Genomic DNA, 15,198 nt, shown 5'->3' with positions numbered 1-15,198 from the left:
GCGCGCAGTTCGGCATTGCCGTGTGACTCGTGACAGCGTTGACAGGCCTGTTGTAATTAGAAGCACTCCACGCCGCCGTGCGCGCCCGACAGCACGCCCACGCAGTCGCCCGAGCGGGCCGGCGCGGGCCGCGAAGGCTTGCGTATCACCGCGGCACGCACGGGCTCACGGGCGGCGACGGGCGGTGCCGCCGGTTCGTTCAGCAGCGTCATCTTGGTCGCGCCTGTGGTCGCCAATGCCGCGCCGTCGACCTGGTTGCGCAGTACCAGCGACAACGTGCCGACACTTCGCGCGAGGTCGAGCTTTTCGGCTTGCTCGGGCGTGACTTCGAGCGTTACGGCGTTGACCACCTTCGGCGCGGTATCGTCGCGGCTGACTTGCTGTGCCACGGCAAGCACCAGGATCTTCTCCAGCACGATCTTGGAAATGCTCTGATCGGTCGGCCCTTTGCGCTCGGTCTCGCTGGTGTTGACGATGACGTCGACGTAGTTGCCGGGCAGCGCGAAGCCGGCCACGCCGACCACGTCGTTGACTCTCACCGTGATGGCTCGCTTGCCCTCCCCGATGACCGCCGACAGACCGCCCTTGGTCCCCAGCGGTGCGAGCTTCGATTCGAGAATCGGCTCGCCGCGCTGCATGCCGACGCGCGCGACGCGGCCGTCGAGCAGCTTCGGATCGTGGAACGCCCCTTGCGGGATGCTGTCGGCGGGCCAGTTGGTCATCCTGATGAGTTCGGTATTGAGGGGCTGGCCGAGGCTGACATCGCCGGCGGCCACGGCAACGGAGGTCACCGAGGCCGCGGACTGACGCGACAGCCATTGGGCGGCAAACACCACCGAGGCCAACCCGGCCACGATGGCGATCAGCAACATCGATAACGCCTTCGGGTTTTTCATGATCGTTGCTCCTCAGTGATGATCGAACGGTGTGGCGAAAGGGGCGTCGCCAAGCGAGCGCATGCCATCGTCCTGCCAACTTCGACGTCCCCGGTGATTCATGTCGAAGTAACGGCGCCATGCATCGTCGAGCAGGTCCGCGGTGACCGTCATCGCGCTTTCCATATAGCGACACTCAGCTTCGACCTGCAGCAGCAAGTCGCGCGGGTAGCAGGCCATCAGCGGCGTGGCGGACATGCCATGAAGCTTTTGCGTCAGGTAGTCGAAGGCGTCGTCTCCTGCGGCGAGCCCAAGGCGCCGGCATTCGGCATCGAAGATGCGGCGGTAGGCGTCGGGCTCCATCGCGCCCACGTAAAGCTTGCAACCCAGCCTGCGCAGGAAGGGTTCGTCGCAAAGCTCCCACGGATTGAGGTTCGACGAGAACACCGGCCATACGTCGAATGGCACGATGAAGCGGCGTCCGGTGTGGAGCGTGTGGACATCGATGTTGCGATCCAGCGGCACGATCCAGCGATTGGCGAGCGCCTGGGGCGGCGCCATCTGACGGCCGAAGTCGTCGATGATGTAGATGCCGCCATTCGCTTTCATGTGCGGGGGCGCCTGATAGAAGCCGGTGGAGGCGTCGTAGCAGACCTCCAGCATGTCGAGCGTCAGCTCGCCGCCCGAAATCACGAGCGGGCGCTCGCACCAAAGCCAGCGGCGGTCCCGCAGGTGCGGCTGGCCGACAACACTCGCGTCGGCCACCGGCACGTGCACGAGCGGATCGAACACCTGGATGACCTCGCCCGACACCGAGATGGCGAAGGGAATCGGCGCCGCGCCCTGAAGCAGCGTGCCCAGGCGCTCGGCCAGGTAGGTCTTGCCGCTGCCTGCCGGGCCGAACAGCATCAGAGGGCGTGCGGCGTTGAGCGACGACGCGATCTCATCGAGCAAGCGAGAATCCAGCGTCGTGCCCTTGAAAGCTTGTTTGACAAATGTTCTCTTGACCTGCAACTTGCGCACGGAGTGGGCCTTGACCGACGTTACATAGGCGTCGAGCGTCACCGGTGCCGGTCCGACATAGCTGCACAGGTTCATCGCTTCGCGCGCTCGCGTATGTCCCGCATCGGTCAGCCGGACATGGACGTCCGCGTCCAGGGCGCCCCGGTGGGTGATCTCCATCAGATGTTCGCGCACGGTGAAGGCGATCAGCTCGTCGAGCACGCTCAGCGGTAGCTTGAGACCGTCCATCAGTGCCAGCAGCGTTGTCTTGCCGCTGACGAAGCAGGATTTACTGACGAGATCGACGAGAAACGACATGTCGAGTCCCGTGTCCGCCACCGACCGGAGTGCTGGCGCTGTGTTGGCGCCTGCCTCGTGGCCGTTCGCAAGATGCGATGGCGTCAATGGCGACATGCCGTCTTTGCCTTGCGGCGTCGTCGAATCGGTTACGCTGTGTTGATCCATGATGCGTACCCCGTGACTGTTTCCGTGGAGTTCAGGCCTGCGCGAACAGGACGCCAATCGTGCCCAGCGCGATCGCCAGTCCGTAAGGAATGGCGCCAACCGATGCGGCAGCCCTCCTTGACGCCGGCGCGTCGTAACCGCGCGGCCCCCATTGGCTGACGATGGCGCGGGTATTGCTGAACAGTTGCGCGGCGTTTCCGCGCAGGAGCGACAATCCGACGCTCCAGATGCCGCCGAGCATGAAGGTGGCGATTGCCACGTCGAAGGCCTGATGTGCGCCGATCCATGCGCCGACGGCCATCATCAGCTTCACATCGCCGGCGGCCATGCCGCGCAGCAGATAGAACGGCAGGAACATCGCCAAACCGGTCAGCCAGCCCAGCGCCCATGCGGCGCTCCCGTCAAGCCAACCGTGGACCCAAATCTGCATCGCCAGCGCGGTAAGCCATGCGCTTCCGACCAGGCGATTGGGAATGCGTCGGGATTGCAAGTCGCAGGCGGCGGCCGCGACGACCAGGGTCACCGTGCCGAATGCGCTCAGGTTCGGTGCCATGATGGTTGCTTCATGCATGATCGTTACCTCGCCTATCGTTCGGAATTCGCGTCTCGCACTCGCGGGGGAGAGTGCGGGTGGCCGGGGGGGAGCGGGGTTCGCTCCTTGAGGCCACCCGCTTTGGCATCGTTCGCTCAACCGTTCGCCGACGTCAGCGCGGAACCGATCTTGCTGAACGTCGAGTTGAGCTGCGTGCCGACGATCGTCACCGAAGCGAGGATCACGACGGCGATCAACGCGGCGATGAGTCCGTACTCCACGGCGGTGACACCGCTTTCGTCCTGGATGAAACGTTGGCCAAACTTGACGATGGTTTTCATGACAATCTCCTTGCACTTGAGGTGGCGAAATATCCTTCGTTGGCACGACGGATGGGGGAGGAAGAACGGCTCGATGTTTTGCGGCCGCCCTTCGAAAGGGGGTACGTGTCGGCACGGCATCGACCCATGCGAGCGATGGACGACGTCGTGACTTGACGGGTGACGGGAGCTGGGAGCGTGGCGGGTCGCGTGGCGCGGCACGCATGCCGCCGTACGCAACAAGGCAGGCTCGCCGAAGGCGCGGGGCTTGCGTGCCCGAGCGGGCGCCCTCGGCGATCTGCTGAGAAGCATGGATCTGGTCCACACATTTTTTTATACCCCTATCGGGCGACCGCATGGCTTGATGACTTCGCCTGCGGCTATTCGCCGGCGCCGCCCCATCCTGCGAGATCCTCATCTCGCTCGGACCGCCGAGATCTGCCGCGTACGGCTACGATCTTCAACCGGTCCGCCCCGTGATTGAGCGGCACGCCAGGGACTGTGCAAGAGACGGGCCAGCTTCCCCCGAACGCTGATCGGGCGGCCTTCTCACGGCCACCTCGCGTTGGCGCCGGGCTGCCAGCCTAGGAATGTTTCGCGAAAAACGTTTCAGAACTGAAACGTGCAAGCGCAAACCCTGCCGTCGTTACGCCTTTTTCGCTAACCCGGAGAAACGTCATCTTTTAATTTTTCACTGGTGAAAACCCTTTGGTTGCATACCAAAAGTAAGGGGGATCACGAATCGGGAAACCAATTAAATATATTCACCGATGCTTGCCATGGATAAGGGGTATCACTAACAAAAAACGATGCTAATGAGCCGAGCGAATAGTTCTAAAAAAATCTGCGAAAGCCAATGCGCAAGCCAATCTTCACCACATCGAATGTTTAGCGAAAATCTTGATTAAATGCTGTGATTCGCTATTCGTGTGATGTCGAGGAGCTTCGCTTCTTCGCCAATAATGTGGAAGGTAAGAAGTCACGGAAAAATGAAGCAAATTTGAAACGTCGGGTCTTTGTTTGACCTAAGTGCCGGATTGTTTAGGAGAAACACTGACTTGAAATTTAGTTAGGAAACCGCAAACAATGGTTTTCACAAAGCGCACGATATCCCGAGCCGTCAGCAACGACACGCGTCACGACATGCACTGTGACGACGCACTGTCAGATGAAAATTGAGGCGGCAAGGGTTTCACGCAACCGTTGCGTTGATGTGATCTTTCGGGGATACACCATGAAGGCCAGACGCCGGACGGACGTTCATCGTGCGCGCTCGCTCATGCGGACCGGCATCCGGACGTCCGCACATGGCGGCGGCGATGCGCCGCCTCACTGGCTCGATGTACGACGCTTGCGGCTGTACCCCCTCGCTGCCCTGATTTGCTATGTCATCCTGGCGATCGGATGGGTCGTTCGTCGCACCGTCCTGCACCAACCGGAGGTGCCGCCGCTCGCCCTCGACTTTCTGCCGTTCTGGAGTGCTTCCTATCTCGGGCTGAACGGGCACGCGCTCGACGCCTACGACGTGATCAAACTGACGCGGGTTGAGATCCTGGTCGAGCCGTACATGCGCGACCTGAACGGCATCATGCCGTGGTTGTATCCGCCGACCATGCTGCTGTTCGTGCTGCCGCTCGCGTTGCTGCCATTCTGGGTGGCGTATGGGGTCTTCGCGTTCGGCGCGCTGCTGCTGTTCGTGCGCGTCGTGCGCATGATCGCGCCATGGCCGCAGGCGATTTGGCCAATCCTCGGGTTCCCCGGCATTGCGTTGGTACTCGTCGCTGGGCAAGCCGCCTGTCTCACCGCCGGGCTCGCCGGGCTTTCGCTCTGTCTGCTGCGTAGACACGCCGGATGGGCTGGGGTCTGTGCGGGCCTGCTGTTCGTGAAGCCACATCTCGCGATTCTTTTTCCGCTGGCATTTCTTTGCTGTCGCGCCTGGCGCGCGCTCGCGGCATGCCTCGCAACCGCGCTGACGTCCTGGCTGCTCAGTCTCGTTGCGTTCGGTCCGGAAACCCTGCTGGGGTTCCTGCACGGCGCGCAGGCGGCACAGGGCACCGTTGCCGAGGGCCAAGCGCATTTGTTCAGAATGCCTACTGTTTTTATCATGGCCCGCATGATGCATGCGCCGATATTAGTCGCTTATGCCTTGCATGCCACGGCGGCGCTAGCGGCGGCTGCGGTCGTCGCGAACGCCTGGCGCAAGCCGTGCGCCTATCCGTTGCGCGCCGCCGCGCTCGTGACCGCCAGCCTGCTGATCAGTCCCTATCTCTATGACTACGACATGGTGTGGCTGGGGCTCGTGATTGCATGGCTATGTGTTCATGGTGTGGCGCGCGGCTGGCGCGCCGGCGAACGCGAGTGGCTGGTGTTGCTCTGGCTTACGCCCTTGCTGGGCCTTGTTGTGGTGGATTTTGTCGGCTTCCAGTTCCTGCCGTTCGTCACATTGACGACCCTCGTCGGCATCCATCGCAAGATCCGTTTCGAAGCACGGGCAGTCCTTACACAACCGATCTGCGAGGCGGCAACATGAACTGGCTGTGGATCAACGTCGGCATTGCCTTGGCCGCCGCCATCGGATTGGCCGTGCTGCGGATCGGTATCGCCCCCGTTAGCCTTGTCATGCCGGCACTGGCCTGCGTCACGCTTGCCGGCGTGTGGCTTGTCTACACGCGTTATCGCCCGGACGAACGGATCCGCACCGCGTGTTCCCAGGTCATCCTCCTGATTGTCTTCAGTCATGTCGCGGCACTGCTCAGCTATGTAGTGGTCGCGACCGATGCCCCGCTTGTCGATGTCACCCTCGTGAGAATGGATGCCTGGCTGCATTTCGACTGGCCGACCTGGCATGCGTTTGTGCGTGCCCATCGGCCGCTGTCACTGGCATTCGCGCTCGCTTATGCCAGCGGCATGCTGCAGATCGCTTTCGTGGTGGTGTTCCTGTCGCTGACCGGACGTTTGGTCGAGGTGCGCGTGTTCTCGACGGCCATGGTGTTGTCTTGTCTGGTGACGATCGCCGTCTCGGGCATTGTGCCGGCGGCCGGCGCCTTCGTGCATTTCGGCGGGGACCCGGCGAAGCTCGCCGATCTGACCCATTTCGACGCGCTTCGACAGCATCGACTCGCGGTCGTCGATCTCGGGCAACTTCAGGGGCTGATTTCAATACCGTCCTATCACGCGGTGCTGTCGGTCCTGCTCATCCAGGCAGCCCGTGGATCTCGGCGGCTCGCTCGGGTGTTCCTGCCCTTGAACCTGCTGGTGATTGTGTCTGCCATCAGCGAGGGCGGTCACTATCTGGTCGATATTCTTGCCGGCATTGGCGTCGCTGTCCTTGCCATCCTCGTCGCGCGTCGTCTCCTTGGCGTCGTGCCGGAAGCCACGATGGCGACGCGTCATGTCCTCGCGGGCTCAAGCGGCGCCGTGCCGCCCATCGCCTCTTCGGAACAGGGAGTCCCTCATGTCCAAATCCACGGATAAAAAGCGGATATCGCTCGTCGTGCCGTGCTTCAACGAGAGCGAAGCCATCGACCCGTTCTTCCGAAGCATTGTGCCGATTCTGGAGCGCATGACATCGATTACGTTCGAGATCGTTTTCGTCAACGACGGCAGCCACGACGACACGCTGGAGCGACTCCTGGCCTATCGTAGACGCGACGCTCGTATACGCGTCATTGACCTGACGAGAAACTTCGGCAAGGAAGCCGCGCTCACCGCCGGCATCAGCGAAGCGACCGGCGATGCGGTCATCCCGATCGACGTCGATCTGCAGGACCCGCCGGAGTTGATGGTGCGGATGGTGGCGTTGTGGCGGGAGGGCGCCGACGTGGTCCTCGCCAAACGGGCGAACCGCGCATGCGACCCCTACCTCAAACGGGTCACGGCGGGCATGTACTACCGTGTCCACAACTGGCTTTCCGACGTGAAGTTGCCGGAGAACGTGGGTGACTATCGTTTGATGGACCGTCGTGTGGTGAACGCGCTCAAACGTTTGCCCGAGCGACGCCGGTTCATGAAGGGATTGTTTGCATGGGTCGGATATCGCACTGCCGTCATCGAGTATGAACGGCTGCCTCGCAGCGCGGGCCAATCAAAGTTTTCCGGATGGCGTTTGTGGAACTTCGCGCTTGAGGGCATCACGAGCTTCAGCACCTGGCCACTGCGAAGCTGGACCTACGCGGGGCTTTCGATTGCCCTCGTCGCCTTTTTGTATGGATCGTTCATCATCCTTCGCACGTTCATTCTCGGTATCGATGTGCCAGGCTATGCGTCGTTACTGAGCGTGCTCCTGTTCATGGGCGGCATCCAACTGATCGGCATCGGTGTCGTGGGCGAATACGTGGGCCGCATTTACGACGAATCCAAAGGGCGGCCGGTGTATCTGGTGCGGCACCGGTATCAGGGCAGCGGCAAGGTGAGTCAGCTTCCCACGCAGGCGCTGCCGCGCGCTCGCCAAGCGACGACACGTTTGCGTGAACATCGCTCGCACACGGTCGCGGCGAGGCACTGGGGCGCGCACTGAGCGTTTAGCGATACGTCCAGTGGCGATGCATCAGGTACGTGACGGGCGGCACTGTCGCGACGACCGTGGTAATGCCGAGCCATGCGGCCCCCCCATTGCGGCCACGGCGTGCGCAATCGCCGTGGTCATGCTCAGCCCGACCAGTGACACCAACGCGAAGCGGACGACGTTGGCGTGATCGATGCGCGATGAGAAGCTCCACAAGGTGTTGAGCAAATAGGAGCAGATCGTTGCGATGCAAAACGCGGCGGCGTTCGCGAACGTTGGTCCGACCGGTGTCGTCGCCAGCAACGTCGTTGCCGCAGCCACGTGCACGCCGGTGGATGCCACGCCCGACACGCCGAAACGAACGAAACGTCCCTGCGTCCGCGAGGCCATGGGCTAGGGCTTCGCGCGGAGCACCGCCAGCAGCGACACGCCGAACGGCAGGTCGACATGGGGCAGGACCCAACGCTCCGCGCTGAAGATCCGATAGAGCGAGGTGTTGAGCCACGATGGGGGAGGGTGGTGCCGGAGGCGACCGATGCGTGAAGCAGTCGGTCTTTCATGCGCGCGACGACAGCCAGGGGGAACAGCGCCGTGTTGAAGTAAGTTAGGCGCTCGATGGCGAGCCCGGCGGACTCGACGGTCTTCGTCAACGTCTGCCGGCTATAGCGCCGATGGTGGTGCAGCATCACGTCGTGCTGGCTCCACATCCACGCATTCGCCGGCACGGACACCAGTACGGCGCCGCCCGGCGCGAGTCGATCGCGAACACAGCGTAGCGAAGCGACATCGGGTCCGATGTGTTCCAGACAGTCGAAGAGGCAGACCAGATCGTAGTGGGAGCCGTCGAAAGGCATATCGTCGGGGCAGTGCCCTTGTCGAATGTCGAAACGTCCGCCGGTTTTTTTGCGGGCGATGGCACAGGCGTCGGTATCCATCTCGACGGCATGAACACGGCCGTGGGCGGCAAGCATGTCGAGGTTGCCGCCGGTGCCGGAACCGATTTCCAGAATCGCGGCATCCGTGGGCAAGGACAAGCGGCGGATGACATCGCCGAGAATGCGTCTGCGCCCTTGGAACCACCAGTGATGGTCTTCGGTGCCGGCCATATCGAGATAGGCTTCAGGCGACATGGCGCTATTCTCCCCCCGTAGTCACCACTGCGCCGCAGGATCGACGGCAGCGTGCGTTCAGTATAGGCAGGCGGCGCGATCGAAGCCAGACGGTATCGGGTAATCCTGAGTCGATGCCGGCAGGCTTGATGCACAGAAGTTCCAATTTCTTGATCTGACCAGTGCGCCGGAGGCCGCTTTAAATCCATTGATCGTTCTCGACGGTACGCTCGCCCGTCGCGCCCTCGCCTGTGTTCACCACACCTCGTGGTTCGATCAGCAGCAGTTTCACTTCTGCATTTGCACTGGGCTTGTGCTCGACGCCTTTGGGCACCACCGCCATTTGACCGGCATGCAGCACGATCGAACCGTCGCCCGAAGGCCCGGTACGAAAATCGATACGCAACTCGCCTTCGAGCACAATAAACGTTTCGTCGGTATCGGCATGCCGGTGCCAGAGGAACTCGCCTTCAACCTTTACGACTTTGAACTGATAGTCGTTCATTTCAGCGACGACGCGCGGTTGCCAGTGACCGTCGATCTGCGCAATCTTGCCGATCAGGTCGATGGTCTGGCACTGGCCGCGCTCGGCAGGCGCGGCGATGCGGTTCGAGGATTGGGACATCGTTCTCTCCATTCATGGGTCAATGCGCCGAGGGTACGCATGTTCCTTGCGGCCGTATTGAACGATCGTGGATGTCGTCAACCGTGCACGACACCACCCGCGATCTGGAGCCAGCGCCCCGGCGTGAGCCCGAACGTCTTCGCGAAATGTCGCGTCATGTGGCTCTGGTCTGCAAAACCTGCGGCCACAGCGGCGTGAGCAAGCGAGGTGCCGGCAAGCAGCATGCGGCGTACCATATCGAGGCGCCGCATTGTCAGATAACGATAAGGGCTCGTACCGTAGAACGCGCGAAAGTCGTGCGACAAGCTCCAGCGATCACGGCCCGTCGCCACTTCGAGTTCATCCAGCGTGACGACGCGCAGGCAGTTTGTGTGCAGGTAGTCGCGTGCGCGCCGCGCTGCGAGGAAGTCGCCTTTCACGCGTTGCGCGGGCATGCGCGCAACGGCGGAAAGTGCGTGTGCCAGTTCGGCGAGCGCATCGCTCTGTTCGAGCGGTTCGAGCGTCGCGCCGACGTGCTGCAGCAACGTTGTGGTTGCCGCAGCAAGGCGCGGATCGGTCGTCACGCCGCCTTCGATGAACGGCAGCGCGCGTCCGCCGAGTACGGCCTGAAAGAACGCAGGCTCGACGTAGATCATCCGGTAATGGAATCCTTCGTCGGTGCCCGCCTGGCCATCGTGGGCCTCGTCGGGATGCAACACCATCGTGTTGCCGGGCAGGCTGTTTCGCTGGTCGCGCCTATAGTTGAAACGCTGAACACCGGCGAGGGTGCGGCCAATCGCATAAGTGTCGTGGCGGTGCATGGCATACGCCTTGCCGTGAAACCGTGCTTCGATGCGCTCGACGCCATCTGTCGGCTCGGCGCGCCTCACCCAGTCGGGGTGTGAGCGCGATGATGATCGGTTCATGATGTATGGCCTTGGATGGCCTGAGGTGTCGCGAGGCGGTGCGGGCGCTCAGGCGCGGTACGGTGTTCAGCCGCTCCCTGAATTGTCGCATGAGACAGCACACGCGCGACGACACGCTATGGTCGACGCCGATCCATATGACCACGGACCTGCGAGATGCAACCCGCGCGGTAACCGCTAGAATTACGGTTTTAGCCCGGAATACGTCCATGTCTTTTGCCTCGCTTGGTCTGATCGATCCGCTGCTGCGTAATGTGCAGGGCCTCCATTACGAGACCCCTACACCGGTGCAGGTCAAGGCAATTCCCGCTGTACTCAGTGGCAAGGACGTCATGGCTGAAGCACAGACCGGCACTGGTAAAACCGCTGCTTTTGCGCTGCCGCTGTTGCAACGACTGGTGCAGCACGGCTCGGTGGTGTCGAGCAACCGTGCGCGTGTTCTTGTTCTGGTGCCCACGCGTGAATTGGCTGAGCAACTGCTGCAAAGCTTCATCGCTTACGGCGAAGGCCTCGACTTACGATTTCTGGCTGCCTATGGCGGTGTGAGCCTCAACCCGCAGATGATGAAATTGCGCAAAGGCGTCGATGTGCTTGTCGCCACGCCTGGCCGTTTGCTCGATCTCAATCGCCAGAACGCGGTGCAGTTTGATCAAGTACAAACGCTGGTGCTCGATGAAGCCGATCGCATGCTGGATCTGGGCTTTGCGCGCGAACTCAACGCCGTCTTTGCGGCCTTGCCCGCTCAGCGCCAGACACTGCTGTTTTCCGCCACGTTTACCGATGACATCCGCGCCATGGCGGCGAGCGTTCTGCGCGGCCCGATCAATATCAGCGTCAGCCCGCCCAACGCCACGGCCAGCAAGATCAAGCAGTGGGTGGTGACGGTGGATAAAAAGAACAAGCCCGACCTCTTCATGCATCTTGTGGCGGAGAACCACTGGGAGCATGCGCTGGTGTTTGTTAAAACTCGCAACGGGGTGGATTATCTGGCGGCCATGCTGGATGAAGCGGGCTATGCGGTCGACACCATCCACGGTGACAAACCCCAACCCGCGCGCTTGCGTGCGCTGGAGCGCTTCAAGACGGGCGACGTTCAAATGCTCGTAGCCACCGATGTGGCTGCGCGCGGGCTGGATATCGACGACCTGCCGCTGGTGATCAACGTCGATCTGCCTATCGTTGCGCAAGACTACGTGCATCGTATCGGCCGTACCGGTCGCGCGGGCGCGAGCGGCGTGGCGGTGTCCCTCGTGTGTGCCGATGAAGCGCCGCAATTGGCCGCGATTGAAGCACTGATCCGGCAAACCCTGCGCCGTGAAGAAGCGCCGGGTTTTGAAGCCGAACATCGTGTGCCGCAAACCAGCGCGACGGGCCAGATCATCAAGAAACCCAAGAAGCCCAAGAAGCCCAAAGTGCCGTTGGCCGCGCCGGTTACGGTGCAGGCGCTCAGCAAAAAGCCGCGCACCAAGCCCGCCGGCAAACCTGCTACGGGTTCGCGCAAACCCACCGGCAAACTCGCGGGTGGTCGCGGCAAACGCCAACCCTGACGTCTGCCTTTGCGGCGCAACCCCGGAAAAATTGCGGGGCACCGGTCACAACGGTCAGTCACCACAACCGGTAAGCATTACGAAAGCTGGCAGAGGGGGGCTCGCTTCCCCCGGCTCTGAAACCACTCCATCGCCAAACGCTCATCACGGAACTTCTTATGTGGGGAAACGCTTATAAAGCGGAGGCGCTAAATTTCAGGGGGCGGGGCGCCTTCACGACGCTGCCCTGACGATAGCAATATCAGTTGGCGCCTTACCCGTTCTAATCAGGGTGCGACTCAGTGCTCGATGGGGAAGCGCGCCAACGGGTTGGCGAGCGGCCGTATTCGCCTTTGAACCAGCGCGCAAATGCGCTCTGGCTTGTGTACCCAAGTAGCGTGGCAACATGCTCGATGGAGTACCGCTTGTTCATCAGGTACTGTGCGGCCAGATCACGTCGTAGCGCGCCCACAAGATCGGAGAATTGCTGCGCCTCGTCGTCAAGACGACGTTGCAAGGTTCTCACGCTCATATGAAGATGGTCCGCCACCTGGTTGATGGATGCACGGCCAACAGGGAGGAGCAGCACGATCGCTCGCTGTACCGAAAGGGTCACCGAGTCGCGGTCGACTTCAAGCCGCGACTGAATGCTTCGCTCAAGCTGCTCGACCATGAATGGATCAGCGAGCGGGTTCAAGCCATCGAGATCGCGACTGAAACACGTGAAACCGTTGAGCTCGCTGTCGAACACCACTTCGCATCCGAACACCCGCTCATGGAACATCAGTTCCGTTGGAGGCGAGTGCGTAAAGTGTATCGAAAGGGGGCGCCATTTTGCTCCGAGCAGCAGTCGGCACGCGTTAACCAAAACGCCCATGGCAAGCTCCGTCGCCTGACGTGAGTAGTGTCCTGTTACGGGCATGACCTCCTGACGAATAAACACGACATTGCCGTTGTCGGTGATGTCGGTGACCAACATCGCATTGAGCAATTGCCGGTATTCGATCAGCGTCTCGATCGCGTCGCGCAACGTGCGTCGATGCGGAAGCAGCATACCGACAACCCCCATTCCGGAGGCTTTTCGTTGGTCTGCCATGCGCAGCCCGAAATTGATCTTCCCCGTCTGCACCGCGGACTCTTCGATCAGCCAAACCATCGCTTTGGCGGAAATCAACTGTTCCGGCGTCGCCAAGACGGCGGGATCTATTCCGGCCTTGCGCAGCAGTTCATGCGGACTGAAGTGAAGCGCCTGGGCAACCTCGAGATAGCCGCTGAACGTGGCCGCGCGAATCTGCAAATCCATCAGAAAGCTCCGTCGCCCAACACACCGTCGCTGCGATGCAATCAACGAGTTGTGGCGTGAAATGTTTAATGAATGGCGTAAGAAGTATAACCATTTTCTGTCAATCCCATAAGCTGGCAAAAAATCGCTGCCGTAAGTTTCCCGCATGGTGGCCCAGGGATAGTCAAAGGAAATAGCATGGCTCAGATTGTTCGCTTTCACGAAACAGGTGGTCCAGAGGTCTTGCGCGTCGAGGCGCTTGAAATTGGGGAACCGGGGCCGGATGAGGTCCGGTTGCGTCACGTTGCGGTCGGCCTGAACTTTGCCGACATTTACTTCCGCACCGGGCTCTATCCGGCACCGTTGCCATCAGGCCTGGGGACTGAGGCCGCAGGCATCGTCGAAGCCGTTGGCAAGAACGTGACGAATGTTGCCGTTGGCGATCGTGTGACCTACACGGGTGCGTATAACACCTTGGGCGCGTACAGCACCGAGCGTCTAATTTCAGCCGCGCCGCTGATCAAGCTGCCAGACGCGATTACATGCGAGACAGCGGCTGCGATGACGATGCGAGGTCTCACGTCGGCCTACCTTTTGCGACGCATCTACGACTTTAAGGAAGGGGACGTCATCCTGCTGCACGCTGCCGCTGGTGGTGTCGGGTTGATCGTCTCTCAGTGGGCCAAGCTGCTCGGTCTTACGGTGATTGGCACCGTTTCGAGCGAAGCCAAGGCCGAAATTGCCCGCGCTCATGGTTGCGATCATACGATCAACTACAGCCTTGAGGACGTCGCAAAGCGTGTTCGTGAACTGACCGGGGGAGTCGGTGTGAGCGTGGTGTTCGACAGCGTTGGCAAGGATACCTTTGATGCGTCGCTCGATTCGCTCCAACGCCGCGGGTTGATGGTCTGCGTAGGAACCGCGTCGGGTCCGATCGCCCCGTTTAACCCACAGATACTGGCCATGAAAGGCTCACTCTTCCTCACGCGGCCGGCCTTGGCGGACTACATCTCCGATCCGACCGAAAAGGCTGCGCTTGCGCGGGAGCTGTTCGATCACGTCGGCGCTGGCCGTATCAAGATCGAGGTCAACCAACAGTACGCGCTTCAGGACGCCGCGCACGCGCATCGCGACCTGGAATCGCGCAAGACCACTGGTTCGTCGATTTTCGTGATCTGAGCTCACCACGAGGAATGAGTGAACCATGCAAATTGAGCAACTGACGTATTCGATTGGTGCCGAGTTGACCGGCGTCAAGCTGGCCGACGCCGTTCACGACGACGGCCTGTTCGACGAAATCCGCACCGCCCTCGTCAAACATCGGGTGTTGTTCCTGCGCGACCAGGATTTTACGCGCGCCGAACACGTCGCCTTCGCGCGCCGGTTTGGCGATCTTGAAGATCACCCTGTGGCAGGCAGCGACCCTGAGCACCCCGGGCTCGTGCGGATCTACAAGTCGCCCGAGCAGCCCAACGACCGCTATGAAAATGCCTGGCATACCGATGCGACATGGCGAAATGCGCCTCCGTTCGGATGCGTGTTGCGTTGTGTCGAATGTCCCCCGTCGGCGGCGACACGATGTGGGCGAACATGGTGCTGGCTTACGAAAAGCTCCCCGGCGACATCAAGCACCAGATAGCTGATCTGCGCGCACGTCACAGTATCGAGGCCAGTTTTGGTGCCGCCATGCCGATTGAAAAGCGACTCGAACTGAAAGCGCGCTTTCCGGATGCAGAACACCCCGTTGTGCGCATTCATCCGGATACCGGCGAAAAGATCTTGTTCGTCAACGCATTCACGACACACTTCACGAACTACCACACGGCGGCCAGAGTGCGCTTTGGGCAGGACGCCAACCCCGGCGCCGCACAGTTGCTCAGCTACCTGATCAGCCAAGCTTACATCCCTGAATTCCAGGTGCGCTGGCGCTGGAAGCCAAACAGCGTCGCCATCTGGGACAACCGGAGTACGCAGCACTATGCCGTTATGGACTACCCGCCGAGCCACCGAAAGATGGAACGCGCGGGAATCATCGGCGATATTCCTTTCTGAC

12 protein-coding genes and 3 pseudogenes are annotated in these 15,198 nt (G+C 61.3%); 6 read left to right on the top strand and 9 right to left on the bottom strand.

What is annotated here, in order from left to right; translation table 11 throughout:
* Positions 1 to 56 precede the first annotated feature (56 nt).
* The 4 genes from cpaB to DRB87_RS14165 form a co-directional block, all read right to left on the bottom strand.
* Entirely contained in the window at positions 57 to 896 is an 840-nt protein-coding gene (gene cpaB, locus DRB87_RS14180; RefSeq protein ID WP_130026357.1) for a Flp pilus assembly protein CpaB, read from the bottom strand.
* Between the two features lie 12 nt (positions 897 to 908).
* Positions 909 to 2,342 carry an ATP-binding protein gene (locus DRB87_RS14175; protein WP_130026356.1) on the bottom strand — a complete coding sequence of 478 codons (1,434 nt, stop codon included), beginning with the start codon at positions 2,340 to 2,342 and terminating at the stop codon, positions 909 to 911.
* 31 nt (positions 2,343 to 2,373) lie between these two features.
* On the bottom strand, positions 2,374 to 2,913 hold the full coding sequence (locus DRB87_RS14170) for a prepilin peptidase (RefSeq protein WP_130026355.1): 540 nt from the start codon (positions 2,911 to 2,913) through the stop codon (positions 2,374 to 2,376).
* Between the two features lie 116 nt (positions 2,914 to 3,029).
* Positions 3,030 to 3,215 (bottom strand): Flp family type IVb pilin, encoded by a 186-nt coding sequence (locus tag DRB87_RS14165; RefSeq protein ID WP_130026354.1) that lies wholly within the window; start codon positions 3,213 to 3,215, stop codon positions 3,030 to 3,032.
* A gap of 1,213 nt (positions 3,216 to 4,428) precedes the next feature.
* On the opposite strand from DRB87_RS14165, the gene DRB87_RS14160 reads away from it, so the two are divergent.
* The 3 genes from DRB87_RS14160 to DRB87_RS14150 are packed head-to-tail and all read left to right on the top strand — an operon-like array spanning position 4,429 to position 7,710.
* Positions 4,429 to 5,724, top strand: a complete 1,296-nt coding sequence (locus tag DRB87_RS14160) for a glycosyltransferase family 87 protein (protein ID WP_240755992.1) — start codon at positions 4,429 to 4,431, stop codon at positions 5,722 to 5,724.
* Complete coding sequence (locus DRB87_RS14155; protein ID WP_130026352.1) at positions 5,721 to 6,668, top strand: phosphatase PAP2 family protein; 948 nt, start codon at positions 5,721 to 5,723, stop codon at positions 6,666 to 6,668. The genes DRB87_RS14160 and DRB87_RS14155 overlap by 4 nt, the downstream gene beginning before the upstream one ends.
* On the top strand, positions 6,649 to 7,710 hold the full coding sequence (locus tag DRB87_RS14150) for a glycosyltransferase family 2 protein (protein WP_130026351.1): 1,062 nt from the start codon (positions 6,649 to 6,651) through the stop codon (positions 7,708 to 7,710). The genes DRB87_RS14155 and DRB87_RS14150 overlap by 20 nt, the downstream gene beginning before the upstream one ends.
* A gap of 4 nt (positions 7,711 to 7,714) precedes the next feature.
* On the opposite strand, the pseudogene DRB87_RS14145 reads toward DRB87_RS14150, so the two are convergent.
* The 4 genes and pseudogenes from DRB87_RS14145 to DRB87_RS14130 form a co-directional block, all read right to left on the bottom strand.
* Positions 7,715 to 8,088: pseudogene (locus DRB87_RS14145) on the bottom strand (GtrA family protein).
* Positions 8,089 to 8,091: 3 nt separating this feature from the next.
* Positions 8,092 to 8,828, bottom strand: a pseudogene (locus DRB87_RS14140) (class I SAM-dependent methyltransferase).
* A 178-nt stretch (positions 8,829 to 9,006) separates the two neighbouring features.
* Entirely contained in the window at positions 9,007 to 9,432 is a 426-nt protein-coding gene (locus tag DRB87_RS14135; RefSeq protein WP_130026350.1) for a cupin domain-containing protein, read from the bottom strand.
* A gap of 77 nt (positions 9,433 to 9,509) precedes the next feature.
* Positions 9,510 to 10,337 carry an AraC family transcriptional regulator gene (locus DRB87_RS14130; RefSeq protein WP_130026349.1) on the bottom strand — a complete coding sequence of 276 codons (828 nt, stop codon included), beginning with the start codon at positions 10,335 to 10,337 and terminating at the stop codon, positions 9,510 to 9,512.
* Positions 10,338 to 10,546: 209 nt separating this feature from the next.
* Between DRB87_RS14130 and DRB87_RS14125 the strand changes: the two genes are divergently transcribed.
* The gene (locus DRB87_RS14125; protein ID WP_130026348.1) at positions 10,547 to 11,884 is read left to right on the top strand and encodes a DEAD/DEAH box helicase; all 1,338 of its coding nucleotides are present in this window, start codon (positions 10,547 to 10,549) and stop codon (positions 11,882 to 11,884) included.
* 262 nt (positions 11,885 to 12,146) lie between these two features.
* Here DRB87_RS14125 and DRB87_RS14120 read toward each other — a convergent pair whose 3' ends face one another.
* Positions 12,147 to 13,166, bottom strand: coding sequence for an AraC family transcriptional regulator (locus DRB87_RS14120; RefSeq protein ID WP_165385321.1), 1,020 nt, complete (start codon positions 13,164 to 13,166; stop codon positions 12,147 to 12,149).
* A gap of 177 nt (positions 13,167 to 13,343) precedes the next feature.
* On the opposite strand from DRB87_RS14120, the gene DRB87_RS14115 reads away from it, so the two are divergent.
* Positions 13,344 to 14,324, top strand: a complete 981-nt coding sequence (locus tag DRB87_RS14115) for a quinone oxidoreductase (protein ID WP_130026346.1) — start codon at positions 13,344 to 13,346, stop codon at positions 14,322 to 14,324.
* A gap of 25 nt (positions 14,325 to 14,349) precedes the next feature.
* A pseudogene (locus DRB87_RS14110) lies at positions 14,350 to 15,197 on the top strand (TauD/TfdA dioxygenase family protein).
* Position 15,198: the final 1 nt, after the last annotated feature.

The sequence above is a fragment of the Pandoraea sp. XY-2 genome, from assembly GCF_004193915.1.
GTDB classification, from domain to species: domain Bacteria; phylum Pseudomonadota; class Gammaproteobacteria; order Burkholderiales; family Burkholderiaceae; genus Pandoraea; species Pandoraea cepalis.
Note: the sequence above shows the minus strand (reverse complement) of the source record. Positions and strands in the feature narration are given on the sequence as shown.